We start from the raw sequence: 22,046 nt of genomic DNA on the forward strand, positions 1-22,046 counted from the left end.
GAAATTAAGTACCCTAGAGGAGTATTAAAAATGGCAGAAAATCGCATCAGTGCCAGCCTAGCCCCAGCAGATAAAGAAGCAGTCATGCAAGCGATCGCTACAATTAGAGAAAAGTTACCATTCTTGATTGATTTGACCACCGAAGACCGACGCACCATAGTTAAGATGGGAGATAAAAGTCGGGCTTTTGTCAGTAAAGCTTTAGAAGTGGCGACACAGAACCCTAACTTTTTGCCTCGTTATTTTGATTTGGAAGAGATGCGCCGGGATTTGGAAATATATGAGGACTTGTATCCGGTGCTGTTGTCTTTAACCCAACTGCAAGAACTGGTAGATGATACCTGTATTGCGGCTGGTAGTGAAGCTTATGCAGCAGCCTTGGCAATTTACAACTATGCCAAAGCTAGCGGTGATGTTACAGGTTTGGATGCAGTCATTGATGAAATGGGACGAAGGTTTAGCCGCCGTTTCAAGAAAAAGAAACCCGAAGCCGCAGCTAGCTAAAGCCTAAAATAGGCAATCGCAGCAGTTATAAATTTGGGTGCAATACACGTTAATCGTAGGGAAGTACACCCGTGCTTCCCCATCATATTTTGTATCTAATACCAATTTAAAAAAAGAATACGACAAATAGACCATTTGTAGAGACGCGATTCATCGCGTCTTTACCCAAGGATGTATTGCAATCATCAATTGAAATAGTATAAAGATTTTTTTAACCCGCGCAGGTGGTCACTGAGCTTGTCGAAGTGCGGGTTTTGTCTGTGTAGCCGCGATTTCTAATCGCCAGGTCATTTTTGAGCCTTTGAGCCTGACAGTTGAGCCTTTTAGCCTCAGAGTTGAGCCTTTGAACCTGACAGTTGAGCCTTTGAGCCTCAGCATTGAGCCTTTTAGCCTCAGAGTTGAGCCTTTGAACCTGACAGTTGAGCCTTTGAGCCTCAGCATTGAGCCTTTGAGCCTGACAATTGAGCCTTTTAACCTCAGCGTTGAGCCTTTTAGCCTCAGCATTGAGCCTTTTAGCCTGACAGTTGAGCCTTTTAACCTCAGCATTGAGCCTTTTAGCCTGACAGTTGAGCCTTTTAGCCTGACAACTTTAAGTAAGGTGTTGTTGCTGTACAAAAAAGGCTACAACTTTTTAGTTGCAGTGACATTACTTATAAAGTCTTGTTTAAATAGATTATCTAAATACTGCTAGTCAAGCATCTATATATATTATGAGCAACACCTCTGGAATTCCAGTTAGCAAGCCAGTTGCTATATGGAATAAGGATATCAAGGTAAATTTCAGGGATTTGTTTAAATCTCTAGGCAAAGCTGCGGTAGATGCTGGCTTTGGTAAATGGGACAGTTTAGCTGGAGATGCGGTAGACACTTTAGGCGCACTTGGACTAGGAGCAGATACTGGACAAGTGGCATGGTTGCTGATTTACCGCTCCCTAATGCAGGCAATGCGTAGCTTGGTAGAGGGAAATAAAGACTTATTGGTTAAAAAGGAAGGAAATAAAGACTTACTAAGCAAGGAAATTGATTTTAAAGTATTATGCAATCGTTTAGACAAGTCATTGCAAAATAGTCAGTTAGTTATAGATCAGAACTTTTTTGAGCGTCCCAAAGACTTACCCCTTTTTGAAGTAATTAAAACTCCTTTTAGAGAATGGTTAGAAGACTGTGGTTTTAACCAACCTCAAGCAGAGACAATTAGTAATCGGCTTCCTAGCTATTTTGTAGATGCTCTGAATGAACTTTGGGGAAATCATCCTCAAGACTATGCCTGTTTAAAAGAGAAGCTAGATACCCCCTTTACTAAAGCAAGTGAACGGGAACAAAGATGGCGACGCTATTTGGCATGGCTACAAAAACAAGTTGAAGAACCGATGTTTTTAGAAGCCTTTGGTCTCAAACAAGTTTACGTTCCCTTGCGTGCTTACTATCAGCGTAAACTTGAGGCTGACAAAAATGAAGAATTTGAACGCAAGGCGAAAGAAGATAATAAATATGAGCAGATTGTTGTTGACTTAGAAACTGAACTGGAACTTTGGTTAGAAAAGGGCGATCGCAATGATGCCATCCGAGTGATTAGTGGTGGCCCAGGAAGTGGGAAATCTTCTTTTGCAAAAATTTTTGCCGCTAACCAGGCAGAAAAAGGACAAATTTCTGTGTTATTTATACCTTTGCACCATTTTGATCCCTCGGATGATTTGGTTGATGCAGTGGGTAAATTTGTGCGAGATGATGGTTTTCTCCGCTATAATCCTCTACTGCAAGACGAGGGTGAATCACGTTTACTCATTATCTTCGATGCCTTAGATGAGCTTGCTATGCAGGGCAAAATTGCGGAAAAAACTGCCCAAGACTTTGTTCGTGAAGTACAAAAAAAAGTAGATCGCTTTAATGGGCGTGAAAATCGTTTACAAGTATTAATCAGTGGTCGGGAATTAGTAGTGCAAGCAAATAGCGCTGACTTTCGTCTACATCAGCAAATATTACATATACTGCCTTATTTTGTAACTGAAGATGAAAGGAAAAATTATATTGATGCTCACAAGTTGTTAGAGCAAGATCAACGGCAACTTTGGTGGCAATCTTATGGCAAAGCTAGTGGTTACGAGTATACTGGCTTACCATCAGAACTAGACCAAGGAAATCTTACAGAAATTACTGCCCAACCTTTGCTGAATTATTTGGTTGCTTTGAGCTTTGTACGGGGTACAGTACACTTTTCTGAAGATAGCAACCTAAATGCTATTTATGAAGACCTGCTTAAAGCAGTTTATGAGCGAGGCTGGACTGGTTATCAGCATCCGGCAATTCAGGGAATTGAAGAAAAAGATTTTGTCCGAATTTTGGAAGAGATTGCTCTTGTTTCTTGGCATGGCTATGGAAGGACAACAACAGTCAAAGAAATAGAAAATCATTGTGAAAATATTGGTTTAAAACGTCTTCTAGACATATTTCAAGAAGGTGCAAAATTAGGTTTGACTCGTTTGTTAGCTGCTTTTTATTTCCGGCAAAGTGGAGTTAGATCAGAGAATAAAACCTTTGAATTTACTCATAAGAGTTTCGGTGAATATCTCACAGCGAGACGCATTGTGCGAGGCATTAAACGTATTCATAACGAACTAGAACAACGAAAGAATGACCTAGATCGGGGCTGGGATGATCGACAAGCTTTAGCGCACTGGGCAATTTTGTGTTGTCCATCCTCAATGGATGAATATCTGTTCAACTTCATATTAGATGAACTTCGTTTACAGCATCTATTAGATGTAAGTAACTGGCAGCAGACACTATGTCAGTTGATTAGTTTCATGTTACGTCATGGAATGCCAATGGAACTTTTGAACAGGGGACAGGAATTTTGGCTAGACAACTGGCAGGCACGTAATGCAGAAGAGGCTTTATTAGCTGTATTAAATGCCTGTGCCCAATTAACGAGAAAAAAATCAGACATTCAATGCCCTTACATTGATTCTTTTGGTATATGGATTTCACGTCTTCGTGGACAAAGATTAGATGAAGATGTTTTATCTTTGAAATATCTTAGTTTTTTATGTTTACAAGGTTCAGTTCTCCATATCCAAGATTTTTGTGGTGCAAATTTTGAGGAAGCAAATCTTGAAGATGTAGAGATGATATTGACAAATCTTGTTAAATCAAATCTCAAATATGCAAATTTTAGAGGCGCGAATCTTAGAGGTGCCAATCTATCAAATGCCAATTTATCAAATGCCAATCTATCAAATGCCAATCTGTCAGATGCCAACCTTGAAAATGCCAATCTGTCAAATGCCAACCTTGAAAATGCCAACCTTGAAAATACAAATTTAACTTTGGTTAATCTTAAAAATAGCAATTTTATAAAAGCAAATCTTAAAAGAGCCAGTTTTTTTCCGATAAATATTGAAGGCGCGGATCTCAGGGAAGCGAATCTTCAAGGGGCATATCTTGTTCAGGAGAATCTTGTAGACGCAAATTTTGAAAAGGCAAATTTTGAAGGGGCGAATCTTCAAGGAACAATTCTTGAGGGTAAAGAGTTAACAAACTTCAATCAAGATTCAGATCAGACTCCAATAAGTAACCCACATCAGCTTTGATTAGACAACTAGCCTTATACTGAGATTCAAAATTTGTAGGCTGTGTTATTTTCCTAACGTACCTTTTTAGATACTTTCGATGCTTTATGCTGCTACTAACGCACCCTACCAAACCAGCAATCAACTCAATCGCATAAAAATATTAAACGATCGCTTTTACAACTGTGTCCTTCTCATGAAAGGCTGTAGGCGTAGCCCGCCGCAGGCATCGCTAAACCCAATTGCATACAAATATTAAGCGATCGCAACTACTACTTTGCCTTGCTTATGACAAACCGTAGGCGATCGCTTAATTCAAAACTCTTGCAAATACTTGGCAAAAGTCTAATGCCGAGTATTAATGGAACACACTTGAGAAGGTATTATGAAGCTTTTTCATTGAAATGTCAAGATTTTATGAATTCTTTCCCCAAACCTTGCCATTATATATCGCCACTTCCCTTAAATTCTCAGGCTGCGCTGATAAACTCTTATCACCAAAATGCTGATTCATTAGTGCGGGGATTTGTGCAGCTTGAATTCGGCTATGGCGCGTTTTATCTGGCATAACTAGGTTTGGCCCAGCTTTGCAGTTTTTCATGCAACCAGTGCCCTTGATTGTAACTTGGTCTTCTAAACCGCGATCGCTTAAAGCCGCCTCTAACGCCTGACAAACTCCTTTACCACCGCGTTTCATACAATCAGACTTTTGACACACCAAAATCGTGGCTTTAGTCTTAGCTGGCTTTACCTTGACATTATCAATCGATGGGGGTTCTTGTGGTGCAGCGATAGTTTGAACTGTCGCCATTTCAGAACGCGCCGCCATCACACGTTCAGCCTTCAGTGTAACTTTGTCTTTTTTTATATCGTGTTCTTTATAACCAACAACTTGTAGCCAAGTACCTGCTGGTAGCCGCAAGTCAAAAGCAGCCCGTAAATGTTTAGCGAGTTTAACGTAGCATTCACCCTCATGAGTACCCAGCAATAAACCTTTCAACTTATAGCCATCTTTAATAACAAAATTTATAAACCTGCCTTCAAGACAAAATTGTGATACTTCCATATTGTGAGATGCACCCATTTTTTAACCTCCTTTTAACTAATACAAGCTATCAAGCGAGATATTCTCAGCAACAACTAAAGATTAGAACTATTGGTAGCGACTTTTCCAGCAACACTCAAGAGTCCAAATCTGGTCTTGACGGGAGGCTGCTAATCGCCGTATCACACTCCAAAGTTGAACAGCTGCCATAGGAGAGCCAATTTCAACTTTTAAGGGCTGGTTAGCCGTACAACTACAGGGAATGTCTAACTCCTTTAGGCGTTGATAGACTTGCCAGCGGTCTGCCCAATTCACCTCTACAAGGTGCTTGCTTTCTATTTCTGAACTAAACGATTTCAAGAGAATTGCCCTCAAGTGCAACAAACTTGCAGTAACTACCGCGATTTAACTCTCTGCTTTTTGAGAGTCTGAGGAGTGTAACCTCTTAAAACCAGCATACCTTAAGTGCAAAGAATTCTCAGTAACTTTGGAAAAAAAATCAACTTTTTGCAGCCATTCCATATTGAGAGGGGGATGAGGGACGCAAAGAGGACAAGATAAAATTTTCTCTCCCTGTTCCCGTTGAGAAATATGCACATTTAAGCTTGCATGTCAATAATAATGAGAATTTTATGCAACTTGATGAGTGTGGCATCATCTAGCAAACAATAAACTTGAGACTTTTAGTAAGCAAAAATACAAAATCTTGTGATGGCGAATCGGCTTGTTATTATTGTTAAAATGTTAATATGTAAGGAATAAGCAGTTAAAATCTATAACTGTTAAAAAGAGAGGAACGCAATGTCTGAAACGCAAACTTTGTTACGTAATTTTGGTAATGTATATGACAATCCTGTGTTGCTGGATCACAGCGTAACAGCTCCAGTCACAGAAGGATTTAACGTTGTATTAGCTAGTTTCCAAGCACTATACTTGCAGTACCAAAAGCATCATTTTGTAGTTGAAGGTTCAGAATTTTACTCTCTGCATGAGTTTTTTAACGAAAGCTACAACCAAGTACAAGACCACATCCATGAAATTGGAGAACGTTTGGATGGACTAGGTGGTGTGCCAGTAGCTACCTTCAGCAAACTAGCAGAATTAACCTGTTTTGAGCAAGAATCTGAAGGTGTATATTCCTCTCGCCAAATGGTAGAAAATGACTTAGCCGCAGAACAAGCTATTCTTGGCGTAATTCGCCGCCAAGCTGCTCAGGCAGAGAGTTTAGGCGATCGGGGCACACGCTATCTGTACGAAAAGATTTTGTTGAAAACTGAGGAACGTGCTTATCATTTGTCTCACTTCCTCGCTAAAGACAGCTTAACTTTAGGATTTGTCCAAGCTGCTCAAAGCTAAAACTCTCATAATCTAGATTTGTCTAGCTAGACTGAAAGAAAAAGTTAGCAGCACTAACTCTTAAAATATTATAAAAAATGGCAGAGAATGGAATCCTTATCTCTCTGCCATTTTTAATCTAAGTAAACATATTTTCATAATATTTAATATTGAAAATATTTGGCAATTAGATAGTTAATAAATATTTTTAGTTAAAAAATTTATTAATATTCAATCATCAAAAAAGTATATGCCAGAATAAATCACCATCTGTTGCTAAATCTCACTAAATTAAATAATAAAGATTCGCAAAAACCTTAAGAATTTTAGCATCGCAATTAAATAAAATTAGAAATACAAAATAATCATTAGGTATAAGGCATTGGTCAAGAATCAATAGTTCTTCCCCTGCCTCCCTACTCCCCCTGCCTCCCTGCTTTGTACAGACGCGATTAATCGTGTCTCTACCCACTCCCCTTTGTCATCAAACTTAGAAAACTTAATAATAAAAAGCACGACAGGGGGTAAAGACCCTTAAAATAATCAGGATTTGTATTCTCGTACTCCAAGGCAACGACTATGCCCCGCCGTGATGACCTCCGGAAGATTCTACTGTTAGGCTCTGGTCCAATTGTGATTGGACAAGCCTGTGAGTTTGACTACTCTGGCACTCAAGCCTGCAAAGCGCTCCGAGAAGAAGGCTATGAAGTGGTTTTGGTCAACTCCAACCCTGCAACGATTATGACCGACCCGGAAACGGCCGATCGCACTTACATTGAGCCGCTAACTCCAGAATTGGTCGAAAAAGTCATTGAGAAAGAACGCCCAGATGCTCTCCTACCAACAATGGGAGGACAAACCGCTCTCAACCTCGCTGTTGCTTTAGCGAAAAATGGGGTGTTGGAAAAGTACGGCGTTGAGTTAATCGGCGCTAAACTACCAGCCATCGAAAAAGCCGAAGATCGAAAACTTTTTGGTGAAGCAATGGCAAGGATTGGGGTAGCTGTATGTCCCAGCGACACAGCCGAATCTTTGGAAGAAGCCAAAGCTGTTGCCCGCCAAATTGGTACTTATCCCCTAATTATTCGTCCAGCTTTCACAATGGGTGGAAGTGGCGGCGGTATTGCTTACAACCAAGAAGAATTTGAAGAAATGGCACAGGTAGGTATAGATGCCAGCCCCGTTTCGCAAATTCTCATTGACCAATCTTTACTCGGCTGGAAAGAATATGAACTCGAAGTGATGCGTGATTTGGCAGATAACGTAGTGATTATCTGCTCCATCGAAAACCTTGATCCTATGGGCATCCACACCGGAGACTCGATTACCGTCGCTCCCGCGCAAACCCTCACTGATAAAGAATATCAAAGGCTGCGGGATATGGCAATTAAAATCATCCGCGAGATAGGTGTGGAAACTGGCGGTTCTAATATCCAGTTTGCCGTCAATCCGGTTAATGGAGATGTAGTTGTAATTGAAATGAACCCCCGTGTTTCTCGCAGTTCGGCTTTGTCTTCCAAAGCTACGGGTTTCCCCATCGCCAAAATGGCAGCAAAATTGGCTGTGGGCTACACCCTGGATGAAATTAAAAATGACATCACCAAGAAAACTCCCGCATCCTTTGAGCCAACAATTGACTATGTAGTAACAAAAATCCCTCGCTTCGCCTTTGAAAAATTCCCCGGCTCCGATCCAGTGCTGACAACCCAAATGAAATCAGTCGGGGAAGCAATGGCAATTGGGCGGACGTTTAACGAATCCTTCCAAAAGGCGCTGCGATCGCTCGAAACCGGACGCGCTGGTTGGGGTTGCGACAAAGCCGAGAAATTACCCAGTGGTGAACAAATCCGCGCCCAATTGCGAACACCTAACCCCGATCGCATTTTCTCCGTGCGCCATGCCTTGCAACTAGGAATTAGTGCTGAGGAAATCTACGAACTGACTGGTATTGACCCGTGGTTCTTAGATAAATTTCAGCAACTGCTGGATGTCGAGAAATTTCTCAAGCGGACACCCTTGCAGCAATTGACAAAAGAGCAACTTTATGAAGTAAAGCGGGATGGATATAGCGATCGCCAGATTGCCTATGCCACCAAAACTACCGAAGATGAAGTTCGCGCCTACCGCAAGTCACTAGGAATCATCCCAGTTTACAAAACCGTAGATACTTGCGCCGCTGAGTTTGAAGCCTTTACTCCCTACTATTATTCTGCCTACGAAGAAGAAACAGAGGTAATGCCCGCAACCAAGCCAAAAGTGTTGATTTTGGGTGGTGGCCCCAACCGGATTGGGCAGGGAATTGAGTTTGATTATTGTTGTTGTCACGCCGCCTATGCCTTGAAGAAAGCAGGGTATGAGACGATTATGGTCAACTCTAACCCAGAGACAGTTTCGACAGACTACGATACTAGCGATCGCCTTTACTTTGAGCCTTTAACAAAAGAAGATGTCCTTAACATCATCGAAACTGAAAATCCAGTGGGGGTAATTATCCAGTTTGGCGGACAAACACCGCTAAAGTTGGCTATTCCTTTACAAGAGTTTCTTAACAATGACACATCAGGACTGATCACTAAAATTTGGGGTACATCACCAGATTCCATTGACATGGCAGAAAACCGGGAGCGATTTGAAAAGATTCTCCAACAGTTGAATATTGCCCAACCGCCTAATGGTATTGCGCGGAGTTACGAAGATGCGCTGATTGTTGCCAAACGCATTGGTTATCCGGTGGTGGTGCGTCCCAGCTATGTTTTGGGGGGACGAGCGATGGAAATCGTTTATTCCGATGCTGAGTTGGAACGCTACATGACCTTTGCGGTATTAGTGGAACCAGAACATCCGATTTTGATTGATAAGTTTTTGGAAAATGCGATTGAAGTCGATGTAGATGCGATCGCCGATCATACAGGACGGGTAGTGATTGGTGGCATTATGGAACACATTGAGCAAGCAGGAATTCACTCAGGAGATTCAGCTTGTTCTTTACCTTCCATTTCCCTTTCACCAGCAGTTCTCAATCAAATTCGCACTTGGACAGTGCAGCTAGCACAAGCACTGTCAGTCGTGGGGTTGATGAATATCCAATTTGCCGTAGTGGGTGCAAGCAGTTATTCTCCCCAAGTTTACATTCTGGAAGCTAACCCCCGCGCCTCTCGTACAGTGCCTTTTGTATCTAAAGCAACGGGTGTACAATTGGCAAAATTAGCATCCTTAATTATGTCGGGTAAAACCTTAGAGGAGCTAGGCTTCACCGAGGAAGTCATTCCCACACATATTGCTGTAAAAGAAGCTGTATTACCCTTTAATAAATTCCCTGGAACTGATACAATATTGGGCCCAGAAATGCGCTCTACTGGTGAGGTGATGGGGATTGACAGTGATTTTGGCCGGGCCTTTGCCAAAGCAGAATTGGGTGCTGGAGAGCGTTTACCACTGACGGGAACTGTATTTGTATCAATGAGCGATCGCGATAAAGCTGCTGCCGGTGCCGTGGTGAAGGAATTTATCGATTTGGGCTTTACAGTGATGGCTACCCTTGGTACACGCAAAGTTCTTCTCGAACAAGGGTTAAATGTTGAATTAGTGTTAAAACTCCACGAAGGTCGTCCCCACGTCCTAGATGCAATCAAAAACCAGAAAATCCAACTTATTATCAACACTCCTTCCGGGGAAGAAGCCCAGACTGATGCTAGGTTAATCCGCCGCACAGCCTTAGCTTACAAAATTCCCATCATTACTACCATTGCTGGCGCAAAAGCTACCGTTGCCGCCATCCGTTCTTTACAAAATACGACTTTGGATGTAAAAACCATTCAAGAGTACTGCCCGATTGCGAGGAAGTAGGGAGTGGGGAGTGGGAACTGGGGACTGGGGACTAGAAAAAAGTTTTTGAAATACTCAATACCTAATATCCAATGCCCAATTCCCAATCCCCAGTACCTAATACCCAATCACCAGTCCCTAGTCCCCATTCCCAGCAAAAATTAAGTAATTGTTATAAGAGAATGACTATAGTTCTCATTAGAGATATTTTAACAAATATGAGGAAGCTTATGTTAACCAGATAATTTCTTAAATTGACTAATAGTCAGCCTTGAGAGAGAGGTAGATATTGTATGAACTGGAACAACCAGGAAATTTAATGTCGCCATATAGCCAAAATATTCTCATAAATGTTACAATTGTTAATAAGGCTCCAATAGAAAAATGTTTAAGAAGCTACCTTTTATCTAACTGTAGATACTTGTGAAAAGTAGGAAATAACTGTAACTTTTAGCAGTTAAGAAGCCTAAATTTGATTATTATGAGCAGCCGAGTTTCTCGGGCGCGTAAGTTGCAAACCATAGCATGGGTTCCCAGACTGACTGGCTAGTACCCTAACAAAGCATCTATACCTTAATGACCCTACCGCCAAACCCATCATTACCAAAGAGTAGCGCCATGAAGACCGCTCAGACAGCCACAGACCTCGTGCGGACTTACCTGCGTGAGATTGGCCGTGTGCCACTCTTAACCCACGAGGAAGAGATTTTCTATGGTAAGCAGGTGCAACGTTCCTGCACCTTGCACGAATCAAGGGAATCTCTTGCCACCCAGTTAGGTCGTCAACCGACCCTAGAAGAGTGGGCCGAAGCGACAAAGTTAGAACCAGCAGAGTTGAATGAAGCGATCGCTGATGGTGAGATTGCCAAGCGTAAGATGGTAGAAGCCAATTTGCGGCTGGTAGTCTCCGTTGCTAAAAAGTACATAAAGCGCAACGTCGATTTACTGGACTTGATCCAAGAAGGTAGTATTGGTATGCAACGGGGCGTAGAAAAGTTTGACCCTACCAAAGGGTATAGATTTTCTACCTATGCCTATTGGTGGATTCGCCAAGCTATCACCCGTGCTATAGCCGAAAAAGCCCGCACCATTCGGCTGCCTATCCATATTACTGAAAAATTAAATAAAATTAAAAAGGCACAGCGCCAATTGTCTCAAAAGTTGGGACGCGCTCCTACAGCTGGTGAGCTAGCTGAAGAATTAGAATTGACCCCCAAACAAGTACGAGAATATCTAGAAAAGGCGCGTTTGCCCCTTTCCTTGGATTTACGGCTAGGTGATAATTACGACACCGAACTGGGAGAAATGCTGGAAGATCCAGGAGCATCTCCAGAGGAGTTTGTCATGCAATCTTCCCTATCTTATGACTTAGATCGCCTGATGGGTGATCTCACGCCACAACAAAGGGAAGTGATCACATTGCGTTTTGGCTTAACTGATGGACAAGCCCTAACGCTAGCTAGAATCGGTGAAATCCTAAACATCAGCCGGGAACGAGTTCGGCAAATTGAGCGGGAAGCCTTAACCAAGCTTCGCAAGTCTAAAGCCAACATGGATGAGTATTTGGCAAGTTAGAAGAAAGTTAGGAGTTAAAAGGTAGGAGTGAGGAGTTAATTAAAAACTCCTCACTCCTAACTTTATTTATTAGGGTGAGAAAATACGCTGACTTTGGTACGGTTACGCCTACTTCCATCAGAAAGCTAGGCTGTTACATTAGTTGACAGGAAGACAAAATAACTAGCTAAGTCTAATCCAAAACAGGCATTTCATATTCAAATCACAAGTTCAAATCACAAGCACCGCAGCCAGCAGTGGTAGTTAAGGAGCTAAAAAATGAGTAATCCATCCAATCGTGTCTCAGAATTTTTCAATAGCGAATCAGAAACTAGCGATTTACTATGGCAGTACGTTAAATCCTTGAGTCCAGAGACAGTTACCCAACTATCCAAACCTACATCTACTGAAGTTTTTCAGGTGATGGAACGGAATATTACAGGACTATTGGGAAACCTACCTTCAGAACACTTTGGCGTTACTGTAACCACCAGTCGAGAAAGTCTGGGCCGGCTTCTTGCTTCTGCTATGATTAGTGGTTATTTCTTGCGTAACGCTGAACAGAGAATGAATTTTGAAATCGCCCTACAAGGGACTGAAACCAACAATAACCAAATTGACTAGAAATATAAAATTTGGGAAATTTAATATTCTTGTTGGGCTGATAGCTAGTCACAGTCACGACTATACTAAGTGAAAATAAGCCTCTGCGAAATCTTTGCCCCTAATTTCCAATCATGCATCAGCTAAAATTTTTTAAAATCTAAAGCAGTGACGAATTAAAATTCAAATTTAAACGCATAGGCAATTCGCCTTCCCGCAGGATAGGAGCACAAAGATTATCGCAGAGGAGCACAAAAGTTTTGAATGTGGTAACCTATGGACTGATGTAATTTGTTGATTAGTTATAACTAGAGGCTTATTGCTAAATGATTAATACATATTTGTGGAGAAACTAATAGCGGTAGACGGCCTTTGCAATAAATCTAAACTCGGCAGAGTTAAAACTAGTCTGCCGAGTTTTGTTATTAATCATTAGTTATTACTCTTCTTCATCTCCCCCTCTTCTCAATCAACTATGAGTCAAACCAGTTTTTTCCCACCCCATAAAATCATTGGTGTTGCAGTAATTTGGAACGCCCAAGAGCAAATTTTAATTGATCGCCGCCGTCCAGAAGGAGCTATGGGTGGTTTGTGGGAATTTCCTGGGGGCAAAATTGAGCCTGGTGAAACTATCCAAGAGTGTATTCAACGCGAAATTTCCGAAGAACTGGGAATAATAATTGAAGTGGGAAAGCATCTGATTACTATTGACCACTCCTATATAGACTTGCGCGTTACCCTCACAGTACATCACTGCCGCCATCTTACAGGTGTTCCCCAACCTTTGGAATCAGATGAAATTCGCTGGGTAACCTTAGAACAACTGGAGCAGTTTAGTTTTCCTAAAGCAAATATTCAAATTATTGCTGCCCTGAAGCAGTCTAAAGAGACAAAAGATTTTATTTTTTAAAAAAAGTACATAAATCTCTAATTACGCATTGATAGAGATATCTGCTCGACAAAAGCATAGATAAAGTTTACCACTTTAGTTTTTTTGGATTCCCTCAAAGCGGATAATATTTTATAGCTGGACTACCGTCCTCTTATACCATTTCCTTTAAGTATCCTTATTAAAGGAAATGGTATTAGGGGTAGGATAAATCCGAGATTCAAAGTTAAGACTTGAAAATTGCTTAACTATATCTCAGGATTAAATTAGATGTAGGCATTTCTCAATATGGCAATTCACTTGACAAAACGGCTTTCTGTGTTAGCTGCTATTCTAGCTCTTGTCCTTTTCATGCCGGGAATTGCCTTAGCTGCACCCGTTCAACTCTATACTACTTCTGGTGTAATTTTCGCCCAAACTAAAACTGCTAGCTACTCCAAGTTGTCGGAGATTAACCTGACTCCGCTACAAAGCCAACAACTCCAGGCTGTGCGTCAGAGAAGAAACAGGGAAATTGAGGCAGTCTTAAGCACGTCGCAACGTGCCCAACTTAATCACAATCTTCGGGCTGGTAATAATATCAATCAAGCCCTAGAAAAACTGAATTTGCAACCAGAACAGCAAGATTTTGTAAAGGCGATCGTGCAATTTACTAACTTGAAAATCAAAGCAATCTCATCTAGGCATTCACTCAAAATAGTACAGCAATAAAGGTTTTACTTGTAGAGTAAAATTTTGAGCTTTTGTCATAGAAGATATCAATAGCCTTTTCTCTGACAGCCTTTTTGATAAAATGCGATCAAGCGATCGCACTTTTTCTTGTAGGTATCTCACCTACTATTGCCCAATACGCATAACGAACGTTGCATCTTCATCTAGAATAAATTATTTCAGACGCACACAGCGTTGTTGCTATGTGTAGAGGTTATGGGGATAACTTGCCCTTCTATGAGTTCCACCCGTTCATCGGCTGTGATCATAACCGTCTCAAACATCCGGTGATATTCGTTTACAGTCCAGAGGCTGACTCTAGTTTCATAACTTTTAGGCGGATATCATCATCTGCAAAAGTGCAAATATCTCTTACTCTCAACTTTTGCAGCATCTATAATTAATCTTGCCCTATTTAGTTCGTTACCATGTCGGAAGAAGATATCCGGGCCGCCAGGCTGGAGAAAGTAGAACAACTCAAGCAGCTAGGGACTAATCCCTACGCCTATCGTTGGGAATCTACCCATCATGCAGCGCAGTTGCAAGAAAAGTTTGCCGATTTAGCCAGTGGTGAAGAAGTTGATTTAGAAGTTGCGATCGCTGGACGCATTATGGCGCGTCGCGTTTTTGGTAAACTGGCTTTCTTCACTTTGCAAGATGAAACTGGCACAATTCAGCTTTATTTGGATAAAAATCGCATCCAAGAAGGGATGGCAGATATTGATGCTGATGCCTTTAATCACTTAAAACAACTCACAGATGCAGGCGACATCCTGGGAGTTAAAGGTACTATTAAACGGACTGAAAAGGGCGAGTTATCTGTCTACGTTAAACAATATACTATCCTGACTAAATCCCTGTTGCCGCTACCCGACAAGTGGCATGGATTAACGGATGTTGCCAAGCGCTACCGTCAGCGCTACGTTGACTTGATTGTTAACCCGGAAGTCCGGCAAACTTTCCGCCGTCGCGCCCAAATAACTGCTGGTATTCGCCGTTATTTAGAAGAACGAGATTTTCTGGAAATTGAAACGCCAGTTTTGCAAAGTGAGACTGGGGGTGCAGATGCGCGTCCATTTATCACTTACCACAACACCCTAGAAATGGAGTTGTATCTGCGAATTGCCACAGAACTTCATCTCAAACGGTTGATTGTGGGTGGTTTTGAAAAGGTGTTTGAATTAGGGCGGGTTTTCCGCAATGAGGGAATTTCGACTCGACACAATCCCGAATTTACGACGATTGAAATTTACCAAGCCTACGCCGACTACAACGATATGATGGCGCTGACTGAGGGAATTATTACCACTGTCGCCCAAGATGTACTCGGCACATTGCAAATCACCTACCAAGGGGAACCTATAGATTTAACACCACCTTGGCGACGGGTGACAATGCACGATTTAGTTAAAGAATTTACAGGCTTGGATTTCAATTCTTTCCAAACATTGGAAGAAGCAAAAACAGCAAGTAAAAATGCAGCTATTCCTGGTGTAGATGAAGCTAAATCAATTGGTAAGTTACTAAATTTAGCTTTTGAAGAGAAAGTAGAAGCTAATTTAATTCAACCTACCTTTGTAATTGATTACCCTGTAGAAATTTCGCCTTTAGCAAAACCCCACCGTTCTCAACCTGGTTTGGTGGAAAGATTTGAGTTATTTATCGTCGGGCGAGAAACTGGGAACAGCTTTTCAGAACTTACCGATCCCATCGATCAAAGAGAACGCCTAGAAGCCCAAGCTGAAAGGAAAGCTGCTGGCGACTTAGAAGCCCAAGGTGTAGATGAAGACTTTTTGACAGCCCTTGAATACGGTATGCCGCCTACGGGTGGTTTAGGGATTGGGATTGATCGGTTGGTAATGTTATTAACTGATTGTGCCAGTATTCGGGATGCGATCGCCTTCCCGCTACTCAAGCCTGAAGGCAGCGTTATTAAGCAATTTACCTATGAGCCAAAAACTCAAACACTGACTATTGAATTTGATAGTGGAAGTGTTTACGAGTATTTCAAAGTACCTCCCAGTATCAAGGATGACTTAGATAATGCACCATCTAAAGGTCAATACTTTAACAAGTTGATTAAAGGGAAATTTAAGTTTGAACAGTTGAGTTGAGCTAGTAAGTACTATTCAACAGTCGGGTGCGTTATGGCTGCCTAACGCACCATTTTTATGGATCAATCTTGGTTCTTCAATACTTGTGAGTACTTTCCTAAAGAACAATTTCTTATCCTAGAAAGTGAAAATTTATATAAAGACCCCGCATTTAAAGTTAACAAAACTTTTGAGTTCCTAGGGCTTCCTCACTATCAGCTTTAGTAATACGGTAAGTAGAACGCGGGAAATTATCCTGCTGTTAATGAGCGAATTTATCAATACTTGGTAGATTATTTTGAATTACGCCTAGCTAATAAAAAAATATTGGGTGGAGTTATGCTTACAGCGGCAATCTACGCACTCCACCCAACCTAAAATAATCTAAAATCTAATGACTAATTCGCTACCTCAGCCACCTCAATAACGCGCCCTTCATAATCCTTGACTAAAAAATTCAGGGGCTTCTGGTTGCGAATCTTGAATTTCAAACCACGCACTTCGACTCGCATTAAAATCATTTCCAGGCAGTCGTGATCAAAACAAACGTGGCGTTGCTGATTTTTGCTACCTAAACTCGCGCCAGTAATAACGTGTAGCTGGGTGTTTTTCTTTAATTGATACCACAGTCCATCGTTGGCATTATTCATCATTTTGCTAGATAAGCTCGGCCCAGTAGACATATATAGCGGATCAATCCCAGTTGCGCCTATAGTTTGTTCGTAGTTGTAGTAGTAGTGCAAAGGCACCTCAGCTGCTGGCAAATCTAGCAGCCCTTCATACAACTGTCGGGCAATCTCCAAATCCGACACCATTACAGTGTGTACTTTTGGCGCACTGGTAAGGAACATCCACATGGCACCAGCGTAAGCTGCTAGCAGCATCACCATAATGCCTTGGGTGGAGAACAGGCTATCTAAGGGCAGGGAAGGCAGAAAGGAGCCTAAGGTAAGGGGACTGAGCAGGAACGATATCACACTAACTGCTATAACCATGAACAAATAAGGATTCTATAAGGGAGCCGATTTTATGATTGTCGATAAAGACTAAAATTAAGTCTTTGTTTCTAGTTTATCAATACTGAAGTAGTCTGAGTTTGGGCTACAAACTGGGCAACACCAAGATATTATGCGATTAGCTACGGGAGTGCAATTCCCAAAACTATTTTAACAACTATCAATCGAAAGGCTTATGCAAATTCCTCATTTCCCGGAAGCTAATCACCCGCTGGTGAAGTCGCTGTTCCATCACAGTGACCATGAACTACTGACTCTGTTTCAGCAAAATCCAGATGCTGGAAAGTACTTTACGGTGATTTTTTGCCGCTATAGTCCCATAGTGTATACCTTAATTCGGCATTCGGCGCGATCGCCTGTGCAAGCAGATTATCTGTTTGCCCTCACTTGGCGGCATATCTATTACGAACTTGGTGGGCTAAATTTAACAGACTCTGAATCAGGCGAGGAAGCTTTAACCATGCAAAATTGGTTAATTAATATGACAGCTTTCTGTATTAACGAGATTAAGCTACCACCCACAGAAGCAATTCATTATTCTCTGCAAGCAACTTCGCCGCCGCTATGGTGCTATGTAGAACAAGCATTAGATCAACTACCACCTGTTTTGCGATTAATCGTGTTAATGGCTCAAACTTTCCACTGGAGCGAAACTAGAATCGCTGCCTATCTGCAAGCTGAAGGAGAAGCGATCGCTCCTAACGAAGTAGCCAATTTTCTTCAGGAAGGCTATCGTATGCTAGAGGACAAATTACCCACAGATATCCGCACTATATACTTTGGAGAAGATTTAACGCCATCTTGATTTAAGTATAAATGCGTATAGTATCTGTCTTCAATTTAAAAACTTAAAACTTCTTCTTAGACCTTCTACTTAAACCCGCAACTTTAGGGGTAATTTTTATGAAACAAAGGCTTGTATTTCCCAGGCAAAAGGTAGGCTTAATTTGTGTAGGTGCGATTTCTCATCGCCAAGTACTTTTACACAGCTTTTTACTATTTACTTTTTTCGTGAGTCCGATAGCTGCGGGTGCGGTTGATATTACACAACAACTCCATCGCCCTTTAAATAGTTCCGTTGGGCGACAGTCAAGAGATGAAGCAGACAGCTTGCTGCGTATCGGTGAACAACAATATGCTTCAGGATATGCCGATAAAACAATTGCATCGTCCTTGCGGGCGCTGGAACTTTATCACTCAATTGGCGACCTGAAAGCACAAGGTCTGACTTACAATTTGCTTGCTAAGGCTTATGTGCAGCTAGGCAGTTTAAAAGAGGCGGAAGATTCTTTACGACGAGGATTAGCGATCGCTCGTGATACTAAAGACTTTCAAACTCAGGTTTTTGTGCTCAACAATATCGGTACATTTCTGCTGCAACTAGGAGAATTTGCTGCTGCTGGCAAAACTGTTGAAGATGCACTCACAATTGCTCACAATGTTAAAAATATTGAAGGCGAAGGACTGTCTTTGAGTAATTTAGGATTAGTAGCAGCTAGGTTGGGAGATTATAACAAGGCGATTAAATTGTATGAAAATGCTTTAATTTTTCGCCGTCAGACTGGCAATGCTATCGGTGAAGCAAATACCTTAAATAATTTAGGAGATGCTTACTTAGCATCTGGAAATTATCGAGATACCATTAGCACTTATGGGGTAGCAATGCGGATAGCTAAAACTAACCGCGATCGCACTAATGAATTACGAGCAATTGACGGTTTAGTTACTGCTCACACTGCTGTCGGACGCTACGAACGGGCTTTTGATTTACTAGAGCAACGTTTAGCACTCGCTAAAGAATTGCAAAATTTGCGAGAAGAATTAAAATCTTTTGAGTCTTACGCTCAGTTATACAAGCAACAAGGTAATTACCTAACTGCCCGTAATTTTTACGAAAGGGCGATTATATTGGCGCGGACATTGGAAGACAGTAAGCAAGAAGTGCAATTGCTAGATCAGCTAACTAAAATGCTTCAGCGAAAGTAGGAGTTAGGGTAGAGTTAGGATTGAAGATTTATTTTACTGTTAACTCCTCACTCCTAACTCCTAACTCTTCGATTAATTCAAGAACACTGAACCGTTTTGTTCAATTCTCATAGCACTTCTACCCTGTGCTGGATCAGTGGCTTCGTTAAATGTAACTGCCAAATTTCCTGCTTCTGATGAAGGTTGTGGAGTTACCGTCAGTTGTCCGCCATCTTCTCGTTGGAATGTCACCGTTACTGGTGCGTTTAGACCTCGCAGTGTTACATCTGACTTACCTTGTAGCGATCGCGGTGCTGTATCGCCAATTACTTGGTAGGTTACATTAGCCGCAGTGTCATTCACCAACTTGATATTGACTGCACCATTTGCCAGTGCGATCGTAATGCTGGGTGCTTGTTGTTGACTAGGCAAAGGTGGTTGACTTACGGAAGCCCTTGGTGAACTAACGGGTGCTTCACCGCCAACACCTAATCTTGTTTGGTCTTGTGATGGGGTCGCAGGGACGGGCAGAAGCCCTTGGGCTGCTAATCTTTGAGTTAGCGCATTAGGAGGACATCCTTGTGGTACCACAACCCGACTGTTATGTGGTTCTTCGTAGAAAATCCTAGGACAAGGGTTAACCTTGGGAGTAGATTCTTGTGCTACTACTTGAGGAATTGCTGGCAGACTAATTAGTAATCCTCCACAAATAGCACCAAATAACTCAGCAGACTTCCTAAATTTTTTAGACTTCATATTCATTGATTGACTCCAACTAATAACAATCACATTATTTATTGTAAGAATTGTTAAATAAAAATAATAAGACTTTATCTGTAATTTATGCCTTCAATATTAACGATTAATTCTAATTTTTGTATCTAGCCAAAGACTAAAAAATTAGACATAACTATTTCATTCCTAAGACTGAAACAGCTAAATCATTAGTATTAAATTCAATAATTAACCAACATCATAATATTGTTCTGTTCAAGTAAAGAAGGAGGAGTCAAAATATCAAACTGTGGCAATTCAATAAATGGCTAAATATTGCAGATGTTGTTCTACGTAGTAAATTTCTTTAATTTTCTACATCTATCACAGGAAACAAAAATTTCTTGCCAAATTAAGACTCAAGAGTTATTGGTAAAGTGACAGTAAAAGTTGTGCCAATGCCTTGGATACTTTCAACTTGAATATGACCTTGATGATGTTCGACAATAGCTTGAGCGATCGCTAATCCCAATCCTGAACCAGTAGCACTGGCTGTAGCTGTATTTCCAGTCCTATGAGTCCGTGCCGGATCTACCCGATAAAAGCGGTCAAACAAGCGTGGTAGTGCTTCCGCTGGAATTCCAACTCCGGTATCAGTCACTTTAACTTGTAACTGGGCACTGGTGTAACGTAGTCCAGAAACACGATTTATTCCCTCTATCCGCGCCAATTCTACTTTCACCCGTCCACGTGCTGGAGTGTAATGCAAGGCGTTAGCAATCAAATTTGTAAACAACCGCACCAGTTGATCCCAATTACCCACAAGGGTAAACCAATTTTCCAGTAATTCGGGGCTAGTTTCGGAAGCAGGAGGATCAACTAAGTCCAGAGAAAGGGCGATTTCTTTTTCAGGGACTAACAATTCTTGTTCTTCAACTACCTCCATCAGCAAGGCATCTAGCGGACAAGGTGAAAAAGTTTCTTTGCTAATACCACTATCCTGTCGTGCTAAGAAGAGTAAGTCATTGACTAACTTACCCAAACGCTGCGTTAACCGTTCCACCACCTTTAACTGTTGTCGATACTGCAAAGAAGTAGTCGCTTCTATCTCTGCTAAATCCAAGTCAGCAAGGGCGACTTGCACATTGGTTTGAATCAAAGTAATGGGACTTCTAAGTTCATGAGAAGCATCAGCAGTAAATTGTTTGAGGCGTTGGTAGGACTCGCCTACAGGTTCCATCGCTTTACCCGAAAGAAACCAGCCACTTGCACCTACAGAAAGCACCATTAACGCAATACCTAGCGCCAAATCAAAAATTAACTGGCGACTGGGTTTGGTGACTTCAAACCAGGGATGACTAACACGCAGATATCCTAATACTTGCCGTCCTACTTCCACCCGTTGGGTAACTTGCCGTAATAACAGTGCAGAGTTTTGAGTGGGGAGTGGGGAGTAGGGAGAGACTCGATTAATCGCGTCTGTACTGGGAAGTTTATCATCTTTGCCTTTTTCTTTCTCTGGCCTAATTACGCGCACAGTTTCACCAGTGCGGTTGGCATGAATGGGAATATTTAGAGGTTCGGATAGCGTTGACCAAAGTAATTCACCAGTTGGACTAAACCATTCTAGGTCAATGTGGTCATCTTCTACGGTGTCTGCATTATCACGAAAACTGGCTTCTAAATTAATGCGAACTTTATCTGCATCAGCATTAATTGGCTCAAATATAAGCGTAGATGCACAACGGCTTGTTGTAAGACAACGCTCCACTATTTCCACTACATGGTTAAGAGTATCATCAATCCGCTCAATCAGTGTGCTGCGGACGTATAAATAAACGCCACTAGCAAACAGTAGCAGTAATACGGCAGTGACGGCAGTGTACCAAATTGCAAGACGGCGGCGAGTAGCTTGAAACATATTTTTCACCCACTTTTTTGACTTAATATCCCCAGATTAAGTGTATATACGGTTAAATTTTAGCTCCCTTTTTTACTTCTGGTGATTTTGCTGAGGTTTAGTTTTTGCTCAAGAATTACACTCTTGTTGCAGTAAATCTGCTTAATCCTATTTTATTCTTTACAGTCAGGATAAAAAATTGATTTATTTTGACTATCTATATCGAGATTTACTGAAACCACTGTTGAATGCATCCAAATTAACTAACCAAAAAATCGAGTTTTTTAAATCAAATCATGGATGACTATATAAATTGTTTTTTC

Annotated in this window: 18 protein-coding genes; 13 read left to right on the forward strand and 5 right to left on the reverse strand. The window is 41.4% G+C overall.

Going from position 1 to position 22,046, the window contains the following annotated elements:
* The first annotated feature begins 30 nt into the window (after nucleotides 1-30).
* The 3 genes from H6G92_RS16640 (at nucleotide 31) to H6G92_RS16650 (ending at nucleotide 4,094) form a co-directional block, all read left to right on the forward strand.
* On the forward strand, nucleotides 31-504 hold the full coding sequence (locus H6G92_RS16640) for a hypothetical protein (protein WP_190894750.1): 474 nt from the start codon (nucleotides 31-33) through the stop codon (nucleotides 502-504).
* A gap of 301 nt (nucleotides 505-805) precedes the next feature.
* Entirely contained in the window at nucleotides 806-1,195 is a 390-nt protein-coding gene (locus tag H6G92_RS16645) for a hypothetical protein (protein WP_190894751.1), read from the forward strand.
* 19 nt (nucleotides 1,196-1,214) lie between these two features.
* Nucleotides 1,215-4,094 (forward strand): pentapeptide repeat-containing protein, encoded by a 2,880-nt coding sequence (locus H6G92_RS16650; RefSeq protein ID WP_190894752.1) that lies wholly within the window; start codon nucleotides 1,215-1,217, stop codon nucleotides 4,092-4,094.
* A gap of 394 nt (nucleotides 4,095-4,488) precedes the next feature.
* On the opposite strand, the gene H6G92_RS16655 is transcribed toward H6G92_RS16650, so the two are convergent.
* Nucleotides 4,489-5,157, reverse strand: a complete 669-nt coding sequence (locus H6G92_RS16655; protein WP_190894753.1) for a (2Fe-2S) ferredoxin domain-containing protein — start codon at nucleotides 5,155-5,157, stop codon at nucleotides 4,489-4,491.
* A gap of 69 nt (nucleotides 5,158-5,226) precedes the next feature.
* Nucleotides 5,227-5,478, reverse strand: coding sequence for an Asr1405/Asl0597 family protein (locus H6G92_RS16660; RefSeq protein ID WP_190894754.1), 252 nt, complete (start codon nucleotides 5,476-5,478; stop codon nucleotides 5,227-5,229).
* Nucleotides 5,479-5,919: 441 nt separating this feature from the next.
* Between H6G92_RS16660 and H6G92_RS16665 the strand changes: the two genes are divergently transcribed.
* The 8 genes from H6G92_RS16665 to H6G92_RS41145 all read left to right on the forward strand — a co-directional run bounded on the left by H6G92_RS16665 (nucleotide 5,920) and on the right by H6G92_RS41145 (nucleotide 16,353).
* Nucleotides 5,920-6,474, forward strand: a complete 555-nt coding sequence (locus tag H6G92_RS16665; RefSeq protein WP_163934571.1) for a DNA starvation/stress protection protein DpsA — start codon at nucleotides 5,920-5,922, stop codon at nucleotides 6,472-6,474.
* A 558-nt stretch (nucleotides 6,475-7,032) separates the two neighbouring features.
* Entirely contained in the window at nucleotides 7,033-10,299 is a 3,267-nt protein-coding gene (carB, locus tag H6G92_RS16670) for a carbamoyl-phosphate synthase large subunit (RefSeq protein ID WP_190894755.1), read from the forward strand.
* Between the two features lie 597 nt (nucleotides 10,300-10,896).
* The gene (locus H6G92_RS16675) at nucleotides 10,897-11,853 is read left to right on the forward strand and encodes an RNA polymerase sigma factor, RpoD/SigA family (protein ID WP_190894756.1); all 957 of its coding nucleotides are present in this window, start codon (nucleotides 10,897-10,899) and stop codon (nucleotides 11,851-11,853) included.
* Nucleotides 11,854-12,111: 258 nt separating this feature from the next.
* Nucleotides 12,112-12,456: a DUF760 domain-containing protein gene (locus H6G92_RS16680; protein WP_190894757.1), complete on the forward strand. Its 345-nt coding sequence runs from the start codon at nucleotides 12,112-12,114 to the stop codon at nucleotides 12,454-12,456.
* A 454-nt stretch (nucleotides 12,457-12,910) separates the two neighbouring features.
* Nucleotides 12,911-13,345: an 8-oxo-dGTP diphosphatase MutT gene (mutT, locus tag H6G92_RS16685; protein ID WP_190894758.1), complete on the forward strand. Its 435-nt coding sequence runs from the start codon at nucleotides 12,911-12,913 to the stop codon at nucleotides 13,343-13,345.
* Between the two features lie 267 nt (nucleotides 13,346-13,612).
* The gene (locus H6G92_RS16690; RefSeq protein WP_190894759.1) at nucleotides 13,613-14,035 is read left to right on the forward strand and encodes a hypothetical protein; all 423 of its coding nucleotides are present in this window, start codon (nucleotides 13,613-13,615) and stop codon (nucleotides 14,033-14,035) included.
* A gap of 428 nt (nucleotides 14,036-14,463) precedes the next feature.
* Nucleotides 14,464-16,149, forward strand: a complete 1,686-nt coding sequence (gene lysS / locus H6G92_RS16695) for a lysine--tRNA ligase (protein ID WP_190894760.1) — start codon at nucleotides 14,464-14,466, stop codon at nucleotides 16,147-16,149.
* Between the two features lie 57 nt (nucleotides 16,150-16,206).
* Nucleotides 16,207-16,353 carry a sulfotransferase domain-containing protein gene (locus H6G92_RS41145; RefSeq protein WP_190894761.1) on the forward strand — a complete coding sequence of 49 codons (147 nt, stop codon included), beginning with the start codon at nucleotides 16,207-16,209 and terminating at the stop codon, nucleotides 16,351-16,353.
* Nucleotides 16,354-16,526: 173 nt separating this feature from the next.
* Here the strand turns inward: H6G92_RS41145 and H6G92_RS16705 are convergent, their stop codons facing one another.
* The gene (locus H6G92_RS16705; RefSeq protein ID WP_190735826.1) at nucleotides 16,527-17,123 is read right to left on the reverse strand and encodes a glyoxalase-like domain protein; all 597 of its coding nucleotides are present in this window, start codon (nucleotides 17,121-17,123) and stop codon (nucleotides 16,527-16,529) included.
* Between the two features lie 196 nt (nucleotides 17,124-17,319).
* On the opposite strand from H6G92_RS16705, the gene H6G92_RS16710 reads away from it, so the two are divergent.
* Both H6G92_RS16710 and H6G92_RS16715 read left to right on the forward strand, forming a co-directional pair.
* Nucleotides 17,320-17,949 carry a sigma-70 family RNA polymerase sigma factor gene (locus tag H6G92_RS16710; protein WP_190894762.1) on the forward strand — a complete coding sequence of 210 codons (630 nt, stop codon included), beginning with the start codon at nucleotides 17,320-17,322 and terminating at the stop codon, nucleotides 17,947-17,949.
* Nucleotides 17,950-18,047: 98 nt separating this feature from the next.
* The gene (locus tag H6G92_RS16715) at nucleotides 18,048-19,130 is read left to right on the forward strand and encodes a tetratricopeptide repeat protein (RefSeq protein WP_190894763.1); all 1,083 of its coding nucleotides are present in this window, start codon (nucleotides 18,048-18,050) and stop codon (nucleotides 19,128-19,130) included.
* Nucleotides 19,131-19,202: 72 nt separating this feature from the next.
* On the opposite strand, the gene H6G92_RS16720 is transcribed toward H6G92_RS16715, so the two are convergent.
* A complete protein-coding gene (locus tag H6G92_RS16720) occupies nucleotides 19,203-19,871 on the reverse strand; it encodes a hypothetical protein (protein WP_190894764.1) in 669 nt (222 codons plus the stop codon).
* 364 nt (nucleotides 19,872-20,235) lie between these two features.
* On the reverse strand, nucleotides 20,236-21,744 hold the full coding sequence (locus tag H6G92_RS16725) for a sensor histidine kinase (RefSeq protein ID WP_190894765.1): 1,509 nt from the start codon (nucleotides 21,742-21,744) through the stop codon (nucleotides 20,236-20,238).
* Nucleotides 21,745-22,046 lie beyond the last annotated feature (302 nt).

The organism is Nostoc foliaceum FACHB-393, from assembly GCF_014698505.1.
Lineage (GTDB): Bacteria > Cyanobacteriota > Cyanobacteriia > Cyanobacteriales > Nostocaceae > Nostoc > Nostoc foliaceum_A.

Bases quoted from the DNA above. Each gene is read 5' to 3' on its own strand.
- H6G92_RS16640 (WP_190894750.1), top strand. From the start codon at position 31: ATGGCAGAAAATCGCATCAGTGCCAGCCTAGCCCCAGCAGATAAAGAA.
- H6G92_RS16650 (WP_190894752.1), top strand. From the start codon at position 1,215: ATGAGCAACACCTCTGGAATTCCAGTTAGCAAGCCAGTTGCTATATGG.
- H6G92_RS16655 (WP_190894753.1), bottom strand. From the start codon at position 5,157: ATGGGTGCATCTCACAATATGGAAGTATCACAATTTTGTCTTGAAGGC.
- H6G92_RS16665 (WP_163934571.1), top strand. From the start codon at position 5,920: ATGTCTGAAACGCAAACTTTGTTACGTAATTTTGGTAATGTATATGAC.
- carB (WP_190894755.1), top strand. From the start codon at position 7,033: ATGCCCCGCCGTGATGACCTCCGGAAGATTCTACTGTTAGGCTCTGGT.
- H6G92_RS16675 (WP_190894756.1), top strand. From the start codon at position 10,897: ATGAAGACCGCTCAGACAGCCACAGACCTCGTGCGGACTTACCTGCGT.
- H6G92_RS16680 (WP_190894757.1), top strand. From the start codon at position 12,112: ATGAGTAATCCATCCAATCGTGTCTCAGAATTTTTCAATAGCGAATCA.
- mutT (WP_190894758.1), top strand. From the start codon at position 12,911: ATGAGTCAAACCAGTTTTTTCCCACCCCATAAAATCATTGGTGTTGCA.
- H6G92_RS16690 (WP_190894759.1), top strand. From the start codon at position 13,613: ATGGCAATTCACTTGACAAAACGGCTTTCTGTGTTAGCTGCTATTCTA.
- lysS (WP_190894760.1), top strand. From the start codon at position 14,464: ATGTCGGAAGAAGATATCCGGGCCGCCAGGCTGGAGAAAGTAGAACAA.
- H6G92_RS41145 (WP_190894761.1), top strand. From the start codon at position 16,207: ATGGATCAATCTTGGTTCTTCAATACTTGTGAGTACTTTCCTAAAGAA.
- H6G92_RS16705 (WP_190735826.1), bottom strand. From the start codon at position 17,123: ATGGTTATAGCAGTTAGTGTGATATCGTTCCTGCTCAGTCCCCTTACC.
- H6G92_RS16710 (WP_190894762.1), top strand. From the start codon at position 17,320: ATGCAAATTCCTCATTTCCCGGAAGCTAATCACCCGCTGGTGAAGTCG.
- H6G92_RS16715 (WP_190894763.1), top strand. From the start codon at position 18,048: ATGAAACAAAGGCTTGTATTTCCCAGGCAAAAGGTAGGCTTAATTTGT.
- H6G92_RS16720 (WP_190894764.1), bottom strand. From the start codon at position 19,871: ATGAATATGAAGTCTAAAAAATTTAGGAAGTCTGCTGAGTTATTTGGT.
- H6G92_RS16725 (WP_190894765.1), bottom strand. From the start codon at position 21,744: ATGTTTCAAGCTACTCGCCGCCGTCTTGCAATTTGGTACACTGCCGTC.